13 protein-coding genes and 2 pseudogenes are annotated in these 14,858 nt (G+C 36.5%); 12 read left to right on the top strand and 3 right to left on the bottom strand.

What is annotated here, in order from left to right; translation table 11 throughout:
- Positions 1–36: 36 nt before the first annotated feature.
- The 3 genes from D7I46_RS05885 to D7I46_RS05875 form a co-directional block, all read right to left on the bottom strand.
- A complete protein-coding gene (locus D7I46_RS05885) occupies positions 37–951 on the bottom strand; it encodes a cation diffusion facilitator family transporter (protein ID WP_120772052.1) in 915 nt (304 codons plus the stop codon).
- Positions 944–1,231, bottom strand: a complete 288-nt coding sequence (locus D7I46_RS05880; protein ID WP_120772051.1) for an ArsR/SmtB family transcription factor — start codon at positions 1,229–1,231, stop codon at positions 944–946. Before D7I46_RS05880 ends, D7I46_RS05885 begins: the two co-directional genes overlap by 8 nt.
- A 406-nt stretch (positions 1,232–1,637) precedes the next feature.
- Positions 1,638–1,907 carry a heavy-metal-associated domain-containing protein gene (locus D7I46_RS05875; RefSeq protein WP_120772050.1) on the bottom strand — a complete coding sequence of 90 codons (270 nt, stop codon included), beginning with the start codon at positions 1,905–1,907 and terminating at the stop codon, positions 1,638–1,640.
- Between the two features lie 365 nt (positions 1,908–2,272).
- Here D7I46_RS05875 and D7I46_RS05870 point away from each other — a divergent pair, with 365 nt between their 5' ends.
- The 12 genes and pseudogenes from D7I46_RS05870 to D7I46_RS05815 all read left to right on the top strand — a co-directional run bounded on the left by D7I46_RS05870 (position 2,273) and on the right by D7I46_RS05815 (position 14,850).
- Entirely contained in the window at positions 2,273–2,590 is a 318-nt protein-coding gene (locus D7I46_RS05870; RefSeq protein WP_120772049.1) for a PTS sugar transporter subunit IIB, read from the top strand.
- A complete protein-coding gene (locus tag D7I46_RS05865) occupies positions 2,590–2,928 on the top strand; it encodes a PTS lactose/cellobiose transporter subunit IIA (protein ID WP_120772048.1) in 339 nt (112 codons plus the stop codon). The genes D7I46_RS05870 and D7I46_RS05865 overlap by 1 nt, the downstream gene beginning before the upstream one ends.
- A 1-nt stretch (position 2,929) precedes the next feature.
- Positions 2,930–4,183: a PTS sugar transporter subunit IIC gene (locus D7I46_RS05860; protein ID WP_120772047.1), complete on the top strand. Its 1,254-nt coding sequence runs from the start codon at positions 2,930–2,932 to the stop codon at positions 4,181–4,183.
- A gap of 1 nt (position 4,184) precedes the next feature.
- Positions 4,185–5,638 (top strand): annotated as a pseudogene (locus D7I46_RS05855) (glycoside hydrolase family 1 protein).
- Positions 5,639–5,828: 190 nt separating this feature from the next.
- Positions 5,829–7,694: a BglG family transcription antiterminator gene (locus D7I46_RS05850; protein ID WP_120772046.1), complete on the top strand. Its 1,866-nt coding sequence runs from the start codon at positions 5,829–5,831 to the stop codon at positions 7,692–7,694.
- Positions 7,695–7,999: 305 nt separating this feature from the next.
- Entirely contained in the window at positions 8,000–8,515 is a 516-nt protein-coding gene (gene pyrR / locus D7I46_RS05845) for a bifunctional pyr operon transcriptional regulator/uracil phosphoribosyltransferase PyrR (RefSeq protein WP_120772045.1), read from the top strand.
- A gap of 131 nt (positions 8,516–8,646) precedes the next feature.
- A complete protein-coding gene (locus D7I46_RS05840) occupies positions 8,647–9,939 on the top strand; it encodes a uracil-xanthine permease family protein (RefSeq protein ID WP_120772044.1) in 1,293 nt (430 codons plus the stop codon).
- Between the two features lie 182 nt (positions 9,940–10,121).
- Positions 10,122–11,033: pseudogene (locus D7I46_RS05835) on the top strand (aspartate carbamoyltransferase catalytic subunit); the annotation flags it as partial.
- Between the two features lie 359 nt (positions 11,034–11,392).
- Positions 11,393–12,472 carry a carbamoyl phosphate synthase small subunit gene (locus D7I46_RS05830; RefSeq protein ID WP_120772042.1) on the top strand — a complete coding sequence of 360 codons (1,080 nt, stop codon included), beginning with the start codon at positions 11,393–11,395 and terminating at the stop codon, positions 12,470–12,472.
- A 161-nt stretch (positions 12,473–12,633) separates the two neighbouring features.
- The gene (locus D7I46_RS05825) at positions 12,634–12,879 is read left to right on the top strand and encodes a type B 50S ribosomal protein L31 (protein WP_120772041.1); all 246 of its coding nucleotides are present in this window, start codon (positions 12,634–12,636) and stop codon (positions 12,877–12,879) included.
- Positions 12,880–13,472: 593 nt separating this feature from the next.
- Entirely contained in the window at positions 13,473–14,003 is a 531-nt protein-coding gene (locus D7I46_RS05820) for a DUF177 domain-containing protein (protein ID WP_120773304.1), read from the top strand.
- Positions 14,004–14,157: 154 nt separating this feature from the next.
- Positions 14,158–14,850 (top strand): response regulator transcription factor, encoded by a 693-nt coding sequence (locus D7I46_RS05815; RefSeq protein WP_120772040.1) that lies wholly within the window; start codon positions 14,158–14,160, stop codon positions 14,848–14,850.
- Positions 14,851–14,858 lie beyond the last annotated feature (8 nt).

The following is a 14,858-nucleotide window of genomic DNA, read 5'->3' as shown; positions in this document are numbered from 1 at the left end:
GTTTAATAAAAAACGACCTCTGTAAGAAGTCGTTTTTTACTTTTCATACTTCAAGTGACACTCATGTTCAATCTGTGTTTCATCAAGCTCAATTGCAGATTGACAAACATGATGTGCCTCTAAAAGCTTCCTAACAGCAACTTTTGCCGTAGTAAAATCTTGATTTTGAGGAATCAAAATATGAATCATTGCAGCATTTTGTTCACCATCAATAGACCAAATAATGAACTGAGTAATGGCACGAACTTCTGGAAGATTCTCCAATTCAAGAAGTAAATCAGAATAATCAACATCAAGTGGCACAGACTCTAGCAAAATGCGTAAAGTTCCCACGAATTTCGGCAGTGCCTTACTCAAAATAAAGAGTGCAATAGCAATTGATAAAAGTGGGTCTAACCAATACCAATTCACAAAATGGAGGGTAATGGAAACAATCAAAACACCAAGCCATCCCAATACGTCCTCCAAAGCATGGAGATTTAAAATGCTTTCATTACGAGAAGAACCGCGTGCAAGAAGCCACGCTCCGAATCCGTTGGCAACAATTGCAAAAATCGCTAAACCAAGCATTCCAGAAGCTTGAACAGGTTGCGGATTTAATAATCTAGGTACAGACTCAAAGAGCACAACAAAACTACCAGTAATCAAAATAACACTTGTAAGCACGGCTCCTAAAAGGCTAAAACGCTGATAACCAAAGGAAAATTTATTGTCTTCACCGCGCTTAGAGAATTTTTGGAAAAACCAAGCTAAACCAATAGCAACAGCATCTCCTGTATCATGAACAGCATCAGATAGTATCGCAGTCGAATTAAATAAAAATCCAAAAATAAACTCCAAAATTGCAAAGAAAAAGTTGAGTACAAAAACAATTGTGACATTTTGTGAAGTCAAAGCATCCAAAGTGTGATGGTGATTTTTATGTTTTGTAGAAAATAATTTTTTATTCATCTAAATGCTCCTCTAAATGTTCTGAAACATCCTTGAGCAGATGAAGAATGTGTCGGTCATAAATACTGTATGTTACAGTTTTTCCACGTTTTTCACTTGTTAAAATCCGAGCAGTTTTGAGCAACTTGAGTTGTTGACTGACAAGGGATTGAGAAAGTCCGCTTTTTTCAACAATTTCATTGACAGTCGCATCACTCGTAGCAAGTGTTGAGATAATTTTTAAACGTCCTTCATTTGAAAAAAGCTTAAAAAATTCTGCAATATCGTTATAATTCGTCATATTATTATATTATAATTTTATAATATAAATGTCAAGTCAATAATAAGTTATTTTTGGTGAACCAACAGTTTCGAAGATATGATCAATGTGATGTAACACTGTTTCAACTTTTAATTTTTTCGCTTCATCTTCTGCGCCGCACCATTTATCTGTTTGTTTATACTAGTTCATCTCTAAGTCTGTATTAGAAGATTTAATAATTGCAGGTATACCACCTTGCGTCTATCCAAACTTTAATTCTAAAAGGAGTTTTTATAAACCAAACAGTATCAAAATCTGAAGCTCCAAAAATAAATGTAGGATATTTGGTTGACTAATACAATAAAAACAGTCAAAGGATGGTGATTCTTGACTGCTTTTTCATTTATTTATCCAATCAATAATAGTGATACAAATTTCAATAACCTTATAATACAAGTTTGTAACCAGCTTTTTCGACTGAAAAGGAAATATCAGTTAATGATACCTCAGCATTTGTATCAAACATTGCTTTCCCTTCTTCCAAAAAAACTTTAACAGCAATAATACCGGGAACATCAAAAATAGCTTGGGCAACGGTGTTTGCACAATGTGTGCAAGTCATTCCCTCAATGTTAACTGTCGTATGTGCACTAATAGCAGTATCACCTACTTCACGTATTGTTGGACCTGTGGTAGCATCATTTATTTCTGTCATTATATTTCTCCTTTAAATTAAATAATATGTTTTAGACAAGTTCCACTAAAAAATTTAGTAAAGATATTAAGATTTTAACTACAAAAATGTGAGATACAGCTATTATCACGAGATGAATCAGTCAGTTATGGAAGCCTGTGGTGTTCCCCGTAACAGCTTAATTATAGTTTACGATTTTTCAAAACTTCAGTAATCTCATATCGATGATGTTAGCGCATTCAAAAAAACTTCCGCTTAGCAGGAAAAAAATTTGGCAGAGGAAAAAAATAACTTTTGCTACAATAAAATCATCGAAACAATAGCTTTCTACCTATTGCTTCAATAAGAAAACAAATTAAGTTAATTAAATATCTTAGGAGAACAAAATGACAAAACAAGTATTATTGACCTGTGGTGCAGGTGCATCATCTGGATTTATGGCAGCAGCGGCACGTAAAGCGGCAAAGAAACTCGGTGCAGATATCGAAGTTAAGGCAAAAAGTGAAACAGAGGTTGAAGCTTCCTTACCCGACATTGATTTACTTCTCGTTGCTCCTCATTTAAAGTACATGATTGATGAAGTCAAGGAACTTTGTGAAACAAATCATGTCAAATATAACATTATCCCACAGCGTGTCTACGGAGCGTTAGATGGTAAAGGATTAGTCCAATTTGCTCTAAAACAGTTTGAAGGAGAAGACTGATGGAAGAAAAAGAAATCGTAGATCGTGACGAGTTAGCAATAGTTTCAATGAGTACGATTCTCCATGCGGGGAACGCACGTGATTTTATCTTTCAAGCTGCAAATAAAGCAGCAGAAGGGCAATTTGACGAAGCAAATCAACTCATGAAACAAGCAAATGATGAGCTTATAGAGGCGCATCATGCTCAAACCTCAACCATACAAAAAGAAGCAGAAGGGATTGAAATTCCTTATTCTTCATTATTTGGTCATGCCCAAGACCATGTAATGACTGTAAAGACAGAGTACAATCTTGTCAAGGAAATTATCAAGCTCTACAAACGATTGGAGGAAAAATGATATGAACAACTTTATGGGCTGGATGACCGACAGTTTTGCACCAAAAGTAAATAAGTTTGCAAAAAATGCTTGGATTGCAGCTATTCAAGAGGCAATTATGGCAGCAATGCCAATGATTTTGATTGGTTCATTTGCTACAGTGTTGAGCCTTGTCAATATTTACGTCAAGGGTTTTCCAGATTTTTCAATGATTGGTACTTTTTCATTTGGACTCTTCTCAATTTTTCTTTCATATTTGATTCCAAATTCAGTGATGAAACATAAAAATCATGTTGAAATCTCGAAACAAGCAGGATTGGCGGGATTAGCATTTTTCTTAATCTTGATTTATCCTAAATTAAATGCAACGACAGGTGCGATTACTTTTGATAGTAATTCGTTTGGTACAGGCGGTATGATTGCAGCGTTAATTGCAGGTTTATTTGTTGCCTTTATCATGAATCTATTTACGAAATTTAATTTTATTGGGGAGGATTCGGGGCTTCCAGACTTTGTGGCAATTTGGTTTAACACTTTGCTGCCAATTATCGTTATTCTTCTAGTAGGTTGGTTATTTACTTTCCAACTTCACTTTAACTTATATGCAGGAATTAACTCATTATTCAGTCCGCTGATTAATTTGGGACAAAGTTTCTGGGGTCTGACCATATTAATGTTCCTTGGATTTTCATTCTTATATTCTTTTGGTATTTCAAGTTGGGTATTGACTCCTGTAATTTATGCGATTGAGCTTCCTGGTATTGCTGCAAACCAAGCAGCTGTTGCTGCGGGACAAGTACCTACAAATATTTTCACTGTAGAGGCTACAACATTAATTTTAATTGGTGGTGGCGGAGCGACATTAGCATTGTGTATTATGATGGCTTTTCTTGCTAAATCATCACGTTTACGTATGATTGGGAAAGCGGCACTTGTTCCATCAGTATTTAATATCAATGAACCTCTTGTCTTCGGTGCTCCAATAGCGTTTAATCCAATATTGATGATTCCATTTTGGATTACTGGCTTAATTACTCCAATATTGTTATGGTTGTCAATGAAACTTCACCTTGTTCCTATTCCATCGCAACCTTTTCAAATGTGGTACACACCAGCACCTATTGCTGGGTGGATAATTACGAAATCTATTGCGGGAGTTATCTTTGTATTGGCAATCTTTGCCATCTCATGGATAATTTACTATCCATTTTTTAAAGTTTATGATAAGCAAGCAGTCCAACAAGATTTAGAATGGGCCGAAGACGAGGAGGATTAATGTGAGAAAAAATAAATACCCTTATTTTAAAGAAGGATTTTTGTGGGCGGGAGCACAAGCAGCATCTCAAGCAGATGGAGCATACACTCAAGACGGAAAGAAGCCTAATTCATCGGATGTTCAACCTTATCTTAAAGGCTTAGATAATATGGAAATTCAACAACTTGAGCAAGAAGGAATGAAAATTGAGCAAGTGAAGAAGGCACTTTTGGATACAGAGCATTTTTATCCTAAACGTCACGGGATTGATTTCTATAATAGCTATGAAAAAGATTTAGAAATGCTTGCTGAAACTGGGATGAAAGCTTTTCGTACTTCTATTGATTGGTCGAGAGTCTTTCCAAATGGAGATGAAATGCTGCCAAATGAAGCAGCACTAGAACACTACGAAAAAATGATTGACAAAATTCGTGAAGTAGGTATGGAACCTATTATCACAATGCTCCATTATGAAATGCCGATTCATTTAACTTTGGAGTATGGAGGATGGACGAATAAAGCGGTAATTGAGTTGTTTGTTCGTTATGGTAAAGTGTTACTGGAGCGGTTTGGTCAAAAAGTGAAGTATTGGATTGTTATTAATCAAATTAATATGATTCAGGTGGAGCCTTTCTTGTCACTTGGAATTTGTAGTAATCAGTATGAAAATATTGAAGAAGCTGAGTATCAAGCTGTTCATAATCAAATGGTTGCTTCTAGTATGATTCAACAATATGCCAAAACACTTAACAATCCAAATTTGCAGGTTGGTACAATGGTCGCAGATGGAACAGCTTATCCTGCTTCTTGTAAACCAGACGATGTCACGCTTGCTTTATGGCATAACAGGATGCAGTATCTTTTTACGGATGTGCAGTTTAGAGGAGAATATCCACAAGTTGCTTTAAATTACTTTAAAGCGCATGATTTAAAGATTAACATGACGGATGAAGAACTTATGCTTTTACGGGAAAATCCAATGGATTATCTGGCTATCTCTTATTACTTCTCTCAAATGGTTGATGCAGACAAAAATGATTATATTCCGTATGACATTACAACAAATCCACATTTGGAGGCTAATCCGTGGGGTGGAATATTGATTCGAAGGGATTATATCACACGTTATCACAATATTGGGATCGTTATCAAAAACCTATTTTGATTGCTGAAAATGGTTTTGGAATGTATGATGAGCTCGTGAGTGGAAAGGTTCATGATGGTTATCGCTCGGATTATCTGGGGGCCCATATTGAGCAGGTAGGACGTGCTATTTATGATGGAGCAGAGGTCATTGCTTACTGTGCGTGGGGTCCGATTGATATTGTGAGCTGTTCTTCTCAACAGATGTCAAAAAGATATGGTTTCATCTATGTTGATATTGATGACGAAGGAAATGGCTCACATAAGCGTTTGAAAAAAGACAGCTTTGCTTGGTATCAAAAAGTAATCGAAACAAATGGAGCAGAAATTTAAGGAGTTTTTAAACTCCTTTTTGAGCTTGACTTGGTATGATTGTAAGAGAGGGTGTCCAAATTGTTGGTACTCAAAGGCTGTGAAATAAGATTTTAAGAGTTCCGAAATAGCTGGAATAAATTTGTATGGATGTCAAAAGATAGGATAGACAGGTATTTTACTGTGAAAATGATGAAAATGGGATAATAGGATGAAAAAGAAAGAAATTCTTTTAGATTATCTAAAAAATCAGAAGAAGGAGCAGTTTGTTTCGAGTTCGGATTTAGCAAAAATATTAGGTGTCACAAATCGAAGCATCAGGTATTATGTGAAACAACTTAATGATGATGTGCCTGATTTGGTGGAAAGTAGTCGGGAGGGCTACCGATATAATTGGCAGTATTTTGAGGTGCCAAAAGTGGATGAATCGGTGGATGGGCGCAGATTTTCTATTTTACGTTATTTACTGCAAAAAGGTGACGATGGAGTAGATTTATTTGATTTGGCAGAGGAGCTTTTGGTGTCGGAATCAACCATTCGTCAGGATATGTCAGCGTTGCAAGAGTTAATGCAGGATTATCAATTGATGATTAAGCAGCATGAGTTTCGCTATTATTTGACAGGGACTCAAGAGGCGAAACGGCTACTTATCATGACACTCATTCGTAAGAAAAATGGTGATGCACCTTCTCTGGAAGGTGAAATGCAGCAATTTTTAGGAGAAATTCCGTTGTCAGTGCTGACAGAAATCTGTCAGCAGGTTTTTGACGAATTTAATTTTCATGTGAATCAATATTTTTTTCAGAATTTTATTTTGCACCTGATTATTGTACTTAATCAGAAATGGCAGGATGAGTCTAAGGTGTTTTCAAGTCCATCTTTGCCAATGATTGAAAAAATTGCAGAGTCTATTTTTGATCACTATCATCTTGAGCTGGCGCAGGAGGATAAGTTTGAGCTGGCTTTGTTATGCGATGGCGAGCGAGGGCATCGTGAAGTTGAAGTTTCTAATTATGTGTCAAAAAATGTTTCGGCTAGTCTTCATCGGGCATTGGAAGAATTAAGTAGTGTATTCCTGATTGATTTTACTGACCAACAGTTTTTAAATCGTCTGTTACTTCATACTCAAAATCTTTATAATCGAGTAAAAAATAAAAAAGTTAAGCGAAATCTGAGTGCCTTAGAGATTAAGATGCGTTATCCTGCTTTGTTTGATGTTGCAGTATATTTGTCTTCGTTGATCGCAACGGATTTGAAAATTGAGATTGCTGAGGATGAAATTGCTTTTTTGGCGTTGCATATTGGTTCTTTTTTGGATGAGCAAAAGAAAAATGCGGAAAAAATTCATACTTTGCTTGTTGGCTCAGACTATTTAGAGAGAGAAAATCAGATTCAAGTCTTATTGGAATCACGCTTTGGTGATGAATTACTTTTTGTCAGTGCTGACGAAATAAAAAATACTGACAGCGTTGAGTTTATTATTTCGTCAGAGAAAAAATTTTTCGATTATGATGCAGAAGTCGTTTTTATCCAAGAATTTTTAAGAGAACGTGATTTCGTAAGAATTCGCAAAGGAATTGAACGCACCAAACAAAAGCGTTATTTACACTTTTTAGAAGAATTTTTACCAAAATTAATTCAAAAAGAAGCGTGCATAGCACTGGAAAAAGTAGAATCAAAAGAAGAAGTGTTCAGCTTCATTGGACAGTGGTTTTTCGAAAAGGGATTTACTGATCATCATTATACCCAACGATTATTTGAGAGGGAAAAAATGGCATCGACTGCCTTTACAAGCGGTGTCGCACTTCCTCATACCATCAGATACGAAGGAAAGAAAACTGGATTTCTTGTATTAAAACCAGTTCAGCCGCTTTACTGGGATGAACAGTCAATAAAATTGATTCTGGCGATGGCGATAAATCCAGCAGATTCACATGATTTTAATCGTATATTTCCAAGAATTATTGAAATACTTGTTGAAGAATATCATGTGAATTTTTTGCGAAGAAGTCAAACAAGCGATGAATTTATTAAGCGCTTGATTGAATTGATGGTCGCTGACGGGTATTATGATTAGCAAAATATTTTCTGTCAGTACTGACAAACTTTTATCAAAATATCTTTGACAAAAAAATATAAATTTGCTATAATATTTTAAACCTTTAAGGTTGTCCAGAGAGGCAGGCAAGGTCAGAAAATAACAAAGTAATAAAACGGTGGACAGCGTCCATTTTCTGATACTATACCTGCATTCTGATGGATGCAGGATTTTTGTTTTTACAAATCAAACTGTAAAAAATTGTCGAAGTGCTAGAGCTTGAATAAAGTTTTAGCGAGCGTCTTAATCAACAGGATTCACCTCTTAAAGCAAAGGAGTTAAAGATGGCAAAAAAAGAAATTATTGATGAAATCACAATGAAACGTGCGATTACACGGATTACTTATGAAATCATTGAGCGTAACAAAGATTTGGATAAGTTGGTTCTTGTTGGAATCAAGACAAGGGGTGTTTATCTGGCAAAAAGGATTCAGGAACGCCTGCAACAACTTGAAGGGCTTGAGATTCCTTTTGGAGAGCTTGATACACGACCATTTCGTGATGATAAGCAAGCAGAAAAAGATACCACAGACATTGATGTAGATATCACAGGTAAAGACATTATCCTCGTTGATGATGTGCTCTATACAGGACGTACAATTCGCGCCGCAATTGATGGTCTGGTAAAAATTGGTCGTCCAGCACGTGTGCAATTAGCTGTCCTTGTAGATAGAGGGCACCGTGAATTACCTATTCGTGCAGACTATGTAGGGAAAAATATTCCAACTGCTCGCGAAGAAGAAATTATCGTACAAATGTCAGAACACGATGGTACTGATAGCATTTTGATTGAACGTTAAGTTTTGATAAAAGTCTGTCAGTTCAATGTACCTGACAGAAGCATTGAATCGGTGTAAGAAAGCTCTGTTAGCATACTAACAAAGCTTTCAGTATACTGACAGCATTAAGAAGTTACTGACAGGAGAAAAAATTGAACGATAACGATATTATTTTGAAAGTAGACGAAAAACCAGGAGCAGGACAGTGGTTTGGGCTTTCCTTCCAGCACCTCTTTGCTATGTTTGGCTCAACCGTCTTGGTGCCGATTCTTGTTGGTATCAATCCGGCCATTGCCTTACTGAGTTCTGGGCTTGGTACCTTAGCTCACATGAGTGTGACGAAGTTTAAAGTTCCTGCTTACATGGGGTCATCATTTGCCTATATTGGTGCGATGACACTACTGATGAAAAATGGAGGAATGCCTGCAATTGCGCAAGGAGCAATGACAGGTGGTTTAGTTTATTTAGTGGTAGCTCTCATCGTCAAGTTTGCAGGTAAAGGCTGGATTGATAAAGTTTTACCACCGATTGTGGTAGGACCAATTGTTATGGTCATTGGACTTTCATTAGCTCCAACTGCAATTAATGATGCAATGTATACCAATGCAGGAGCGCAGACAGGATATAGCTTATCTTATATCATCATTGCTTTGATTACAGTGTTAGCAATTGTAATTTATAGTATTTATGGAAGAGGTTTTCTTTCTGTTGTACCTATCTTACTTGGGATTATTACAGGTTATGTTGCAGCGATTATTATTGGAAAAATTACTGGTTCAGATATCGTTTCATTTACTGGACTCGCTCACGCAAAGTGGCTTGACCTTCCACCAGTAGTCATTCCTTTTGTAAGTTATCATTGGGCATTTTATCCATCGGCTATTTTGACAATGGCACCCATTGCATTTGTCACAATGACTGAACATTTTGGACACATCATGGTTCTAAATTCTCTAACAAAGAAAGATTACTTCCAAGAGCCAGGACTTGAAAAAACACTGAGTGGTGATGGTGTCGCACAGATTATCGCTGGTTTCCTCGGTGCGCCGCCAGTAACTTCCTACGGTGAAAATATTGGAGTAATGGCAATTACGAAGATTCACTCTATCTATGTTATTGCAGGAGCGGCAGTTCTCGCTGTAGTTGTTTCGTTTGTCGGTAAGATTACAGCGTTACTGCAATCTATTCCAGCGCCAGTGATTGGTGGAGCATCCATTGCACTCTTCGGTGTTATCGCAGCATCGGGCTTAAAGATTTTAGTAGAAAATAAAGTAAACTTTGATATTAAGCGCAACCTTCTTATCAGCTCAGTTGTTCTAGTCATTGGGATTGGCGGTATGATTATCAATATTACGCAAAATCTGCAAATCTCATCAGTAGCCATTGCAACGATTCTTGGGATTGTCTTGAATCTAGTTTTACCAAAAGATGTCAGTGAACAATAAGCTGGCGATAACTCTGTCAGTTCAATGCGCCTAACACAAACATTGAATCGGCAAATAAAAGTTTTATCAGTGCAGTTGATAAGTCTGTCAGTGTACTGACAGCATCAAATATAATCAAATCAAAATTGTCAAAACAAACTGTAGCGACCGAGAGCGCTCAGTTAGGGTAAAGGAGACCTAATATGTCAGTAAAAAACGGATTAGTAAGTTTGTCAAACCTCACAACAATGGAAAATCTAAGTACTGAAGAAGTGATGGCATTAATCAAAAGAGCGCAGGCCCATAAATCAGGTACAGCAGAATTTAATCTACCTAAACAGACTTTTGCCTCAAATTTATTCTTTGAAAACAGTACACGAACTCACCACAGTTTCCATATTGCTGAACGAAAACTGGGATTGGACGTCCTTGAATTTGATGCCCAAGCCAGTTCAATCAGCAAGGGAGAAACACTTTATGATACAGTATTGACACTGTGTGCTTTAGGTGTTGAAGTTTGCGTTATCCGCTCAGGTGTCGAACATTACTATGAAGAACTTGTCAATTCTGAAAATATCACTTGTGCCATTGTCAATGGTGGAGATGGTTCAGGTCAACATCCAAGCCAATGTTTACTTGACTTGATGACGATTTATGAAGAATTCGGCAGATTTGAAGGTTTAAAAATTGCAATCTCTGGTGATTTGACACATTCACGTGTTGCAAAATCAAACATGATGATGCTTAAAAAATTGGGAGCGAAGCTTTATTTCACAGGTCCAGCAGCATGGTACAGTGAAGAATTTGATGCCTACGGACATTATGCCAACCTTGACCGTATCCTTCCTGAACTGGATGTTCATATGTTACTACGTGTTCAACATGAACGCCACTCAAGTGGAGAAGTTTTCTCAAAAGAATCTTATCATAGACAATTTGGTTTGACTGAAGAAAGAGCTAGATTGCTTAAACCAACGGCAATCATCATGCATCCAGCACCAGTAAACCGTGATGTAGAAATTTCGGATAATTTAGTTGAAAGTCCACAAAGTCGTATTGTTCAACAAATGAGCAATGGTGTTTACACACGTATGGCAATTCTTGAGGCAATCATGCAAAAACAAAATGAAATCAAACAAGAAAAAAATCTAAAAGTTGTAGGTGCAAGCATTTCGGGAGCAATAAGTTCTAACTTAGAAACAATAGTCTAATATAAGTGTACTTATAAAGTAAGGCAATATCATTTAATTTCATCTCCTTATACTTAGAAATTAAATTGTGTCTTGCATAATATCTAAATGTAGAATAATAGACTTGAATTCTAATTGGGTGGATGAGTGAAACCTTGATTAGTCAGATGATATTTCAAACTTCATAATGAACGGCATGACACACATTGCTGAAGCTAGTTAGTGTGAAGCAGGTGACTATAATCACTTCAAATACGGAAAATAAGAACAGAAAAGAGATAATGATGAGCAAGAGACTCTTAATCTTGGAAGATGGCACAATTTTTGAGGGAGAGGCGATTGGGGCAAACCTTGATGTAACGGGAGAGCTGGTTTTTAGTACTGGGATGACAGGTTACCAAGAATCAATCACCGATCAATCTTACAATGGGCAAATTCTAACGTTTACCTATCCAATTATTGGTAATTATGGTGTGAATCGTGATGACTACGAATCTATCCACCCGACTTGTAAGGCAATAGTTGTTCATGAAGCAGCGCGTCGTCCTTCGAATTGGCGGATGCAAATGTCTCTTGATGAGTTTCTTAAAGCAAAAAATATCCCTGGTATCTCAGGTATAGATACGCGAGCAATCACAAAGATTGTTCGCGAACACGGAACGATGAAAGCAGCTCTTGTTCAAGCAAAAGACGAAGTAGAACATCAAATGAGTCAACTAAAAGCTACCGTATTACCAACGAATCAAGTCGAAACCAGTAGTACAACAACGGCATATCCTTCACCAAATACAGGGAGGAAAGTTGTTGTTGTAGACTTTGGACTTAAACATAGTATTTTACGGGAACTTTCAAAGCGTCAATGTAACATCACAGTTGTTCCATATAATACAACATCTGATGAAATTTTAGATATGAATCCAGATGGAGTCATGCTGACAAATGGACCTGGGGATCCTACAGATGTTCCGGAGGCGATAGAGATGATTCGTGGGATTCAAGGAAAAATTCCCATTTTTGGAATTTGCTTAGGTCATCAACTGTTTAGCTTAGCAAATGGTGCCACAACTTATAAGATGAAGTTTGGACATCGTGGATTTAACCATGCAGTTCGTGAAATTGCTACAGGACGCGTTGATTTTACTTCACAAAATCATGGTTATGCAGTGGATGGTGAAAACTTACCAGAAGATTTGATGATTACTCATGTGGAAATCAATGATAACTCTGTTGAGGGAGTAAGACATCGTCGTTTCCCTGCTTTTTCTGTTCAATTTCACCCAGATGCAGCACCTGGTCCACATGATGCAAGTTATCTTTTCGATGATTTTATGGATCTCATGGATACATTTAAGGTAGAAGCTTAGTATAAAAGTATAAAAATATAATGTTAAAAGAAGATGTAAAGTTTTTTTCTTGACAAATAAAAATTTTTACTTGAAATTTTATGATGAATTTGATAAAATGTTTAAGTATTCGTACAACTTTGGTCTGGCAAACAGTCCAAGGCAGAAAGGAAATTCTAACGATGAAACAAAATATCCATCCTAAGTACCAAGAAGTAGTGTTTATGGACACAACAACTGGTTACAAATTTTTGTCTGGCTCAACAAAAGGCTCTAAAGAAACTGTTGAGTGGGAAGACGGTAACACTTATCCATTGATTCGTGTTGAAATCTCTTCAGACTCACATCCATTCTACACAGGTCGTCAAAAATTCCAAGCAGCGGACGGACGTATCGCGAAATTCGAAAAGAAATACGGCAAACAATAATAGAGATGGTCAATCGACCATTTTTATTTTTGAAGATGAAAAGCTGTCAATAGGCAGCTTTTTATACTATGGGCTCATAGGTTTATACTAGATTGAGAATTTAGTAGATGAATTGCAAGGATACACAGATAAGAAAAGTATAATCAACAAGGGTAGGACGTGTTCCTAAGCAAACGAATAGCGGAATACTGAAATAACGGTGTGGCAAAATATTTCGGCAGCTTAGACATGGTGCATTGAAAACGTAGCGTAGTCCTTTCTAAAAGAAGCTTGTAGAAATGAAAGAGTATTAGCAATGCTTTGGATTTCGTGGGAAATGATAAATATTACTGGGATAAAAACTAAAAATAATGTAAAATAAGACAAGTTGATGGTAGAGAAAATTACTGATACTGTTTCACTTTTAAAATACTTTTAGAAGTGAAAGTTTGCGTTTTATACGCTGTGTTAAGGTTGCGGATGAAAAAGAAAAAGCAATGCTTTTCCCAATCGCCAAAGACAGCATCATTGCAGCTCATACAGCTAAATGTCTAAAGCCTTTTAGAGATGAACTAGTATAAATCATCTTGAAAAATAATTGGAGAACGATGAATATGAAATGGTCTTTAAATGAGATAACTAAGAAAAAACACATTAATTTTGAAGAAAATTTAGATTTGCATGAGGAATTATTGGCACGTTCGTCAGAAATTCTTGATTGCTCTATTATTGAAACCATGGGTGAAGTGAACTATGAAGATGGACTATTCTATCTGGATTATCAGTTGAAGACGGTTCTGACTTTGCCTTCATCAAGAAGTTTAAGAGCAGTAGAATATCCGATGGAAGTGGTTGTCAATGAAATTTTTACCACAAAAGAAAATGCAAATGAAAATCAAGAACTGTTAGATAATGATATGATTTTTATCTTAGATAAAGATTTGATTAGTCTGGATGAATCTGTGGCTGACAATATTTTGTTGGAAATTCCTTTAAGAGTACTGGCGGAAAATGAAGAAGATGAAGCAATGCCAATGGGAAAATTTTGGTCGGTACTCACCGAGGAAGATTATAAAAAGCAACAAGAAGAAAAACAAGATGAAAAAAAATCTCCGTTCGTAGGTTTAGATGGACTATTTGATTAGAGGGTTCTCATTTTATCTGTTAGTGATAACAGAGTAAAGGTAAGCGGAATCAATTTTAATAATTCCAGCAAATAGTTTGTAGATAAATTAAATTTATATTATAATAGCATTATAAGATAGCAAATTATACAGATTTTTTTAAGAAGGAGAAGATATGACATCGAAAAAAATATTGATTATAGAGGATGAGAAAAATTTAGCACGCTTTGTTTCACTTGAATTAGAACATGAGGGATATTCAACAGAGATTAAAGATAATGGTCGTTCAGGTCTTGAAGAAGCTCTAGCAAAAGATTATGATTTACTTTTGTTGGACTTGATGTTACCAGAACTTGATGGTTTTGAGGTGGCTCGTCGTTTGCGTAAAGAAAAAGACACACCGATTATTATGATGACAGCACGTGATTCTACAATGGACCGAGTGGCTGGTCTTGATATTGGTGCAGACGACTACATTACTAAACCATTTGCTATTGAAGAACTGTTGGCGCGTGTTCGTGCGTTTTTCCGTCGTGAAGATCATGCTCATGCGGTAGAACAATCAGAAAATACGACTTTCAGAGATTTAGTGATTGATAAAACGAATCGTACAGTGCATCGTGGTAAAAAGGTCATTGACCTTACTCGCCGTGAATACGACTTACTTTTGACTTTGATGCAAAATGTTGGTGATGTTGTGACTCGTGAACATTTGGTCTCACAGGTTTGGGGATATGAAGAAGGAACAGAAACAAATGTTGTTGATGTCTATATTCGTTATCTTCGCAACAAAATTGATGTTGAAGGACATGAAAGCTATATTCAAACGGTACGTGGTTTGGGATACGTGATGCGTGAACGTAAGTAGAATGTAAG

It is taken from the genome of Lactococcus allomyrinae (assembly GCF_003627095.1).
Taxonomy (GTDB): domain Bacteria; phylum Bacillota; class Bacilli; order Lactobacillales; family Streptococcaceae; genus Lactococcus; species Lactococcus allomyrinae.
This window is presented reverse-complemented; position numbering and strand designations above follow the sequence as displayed.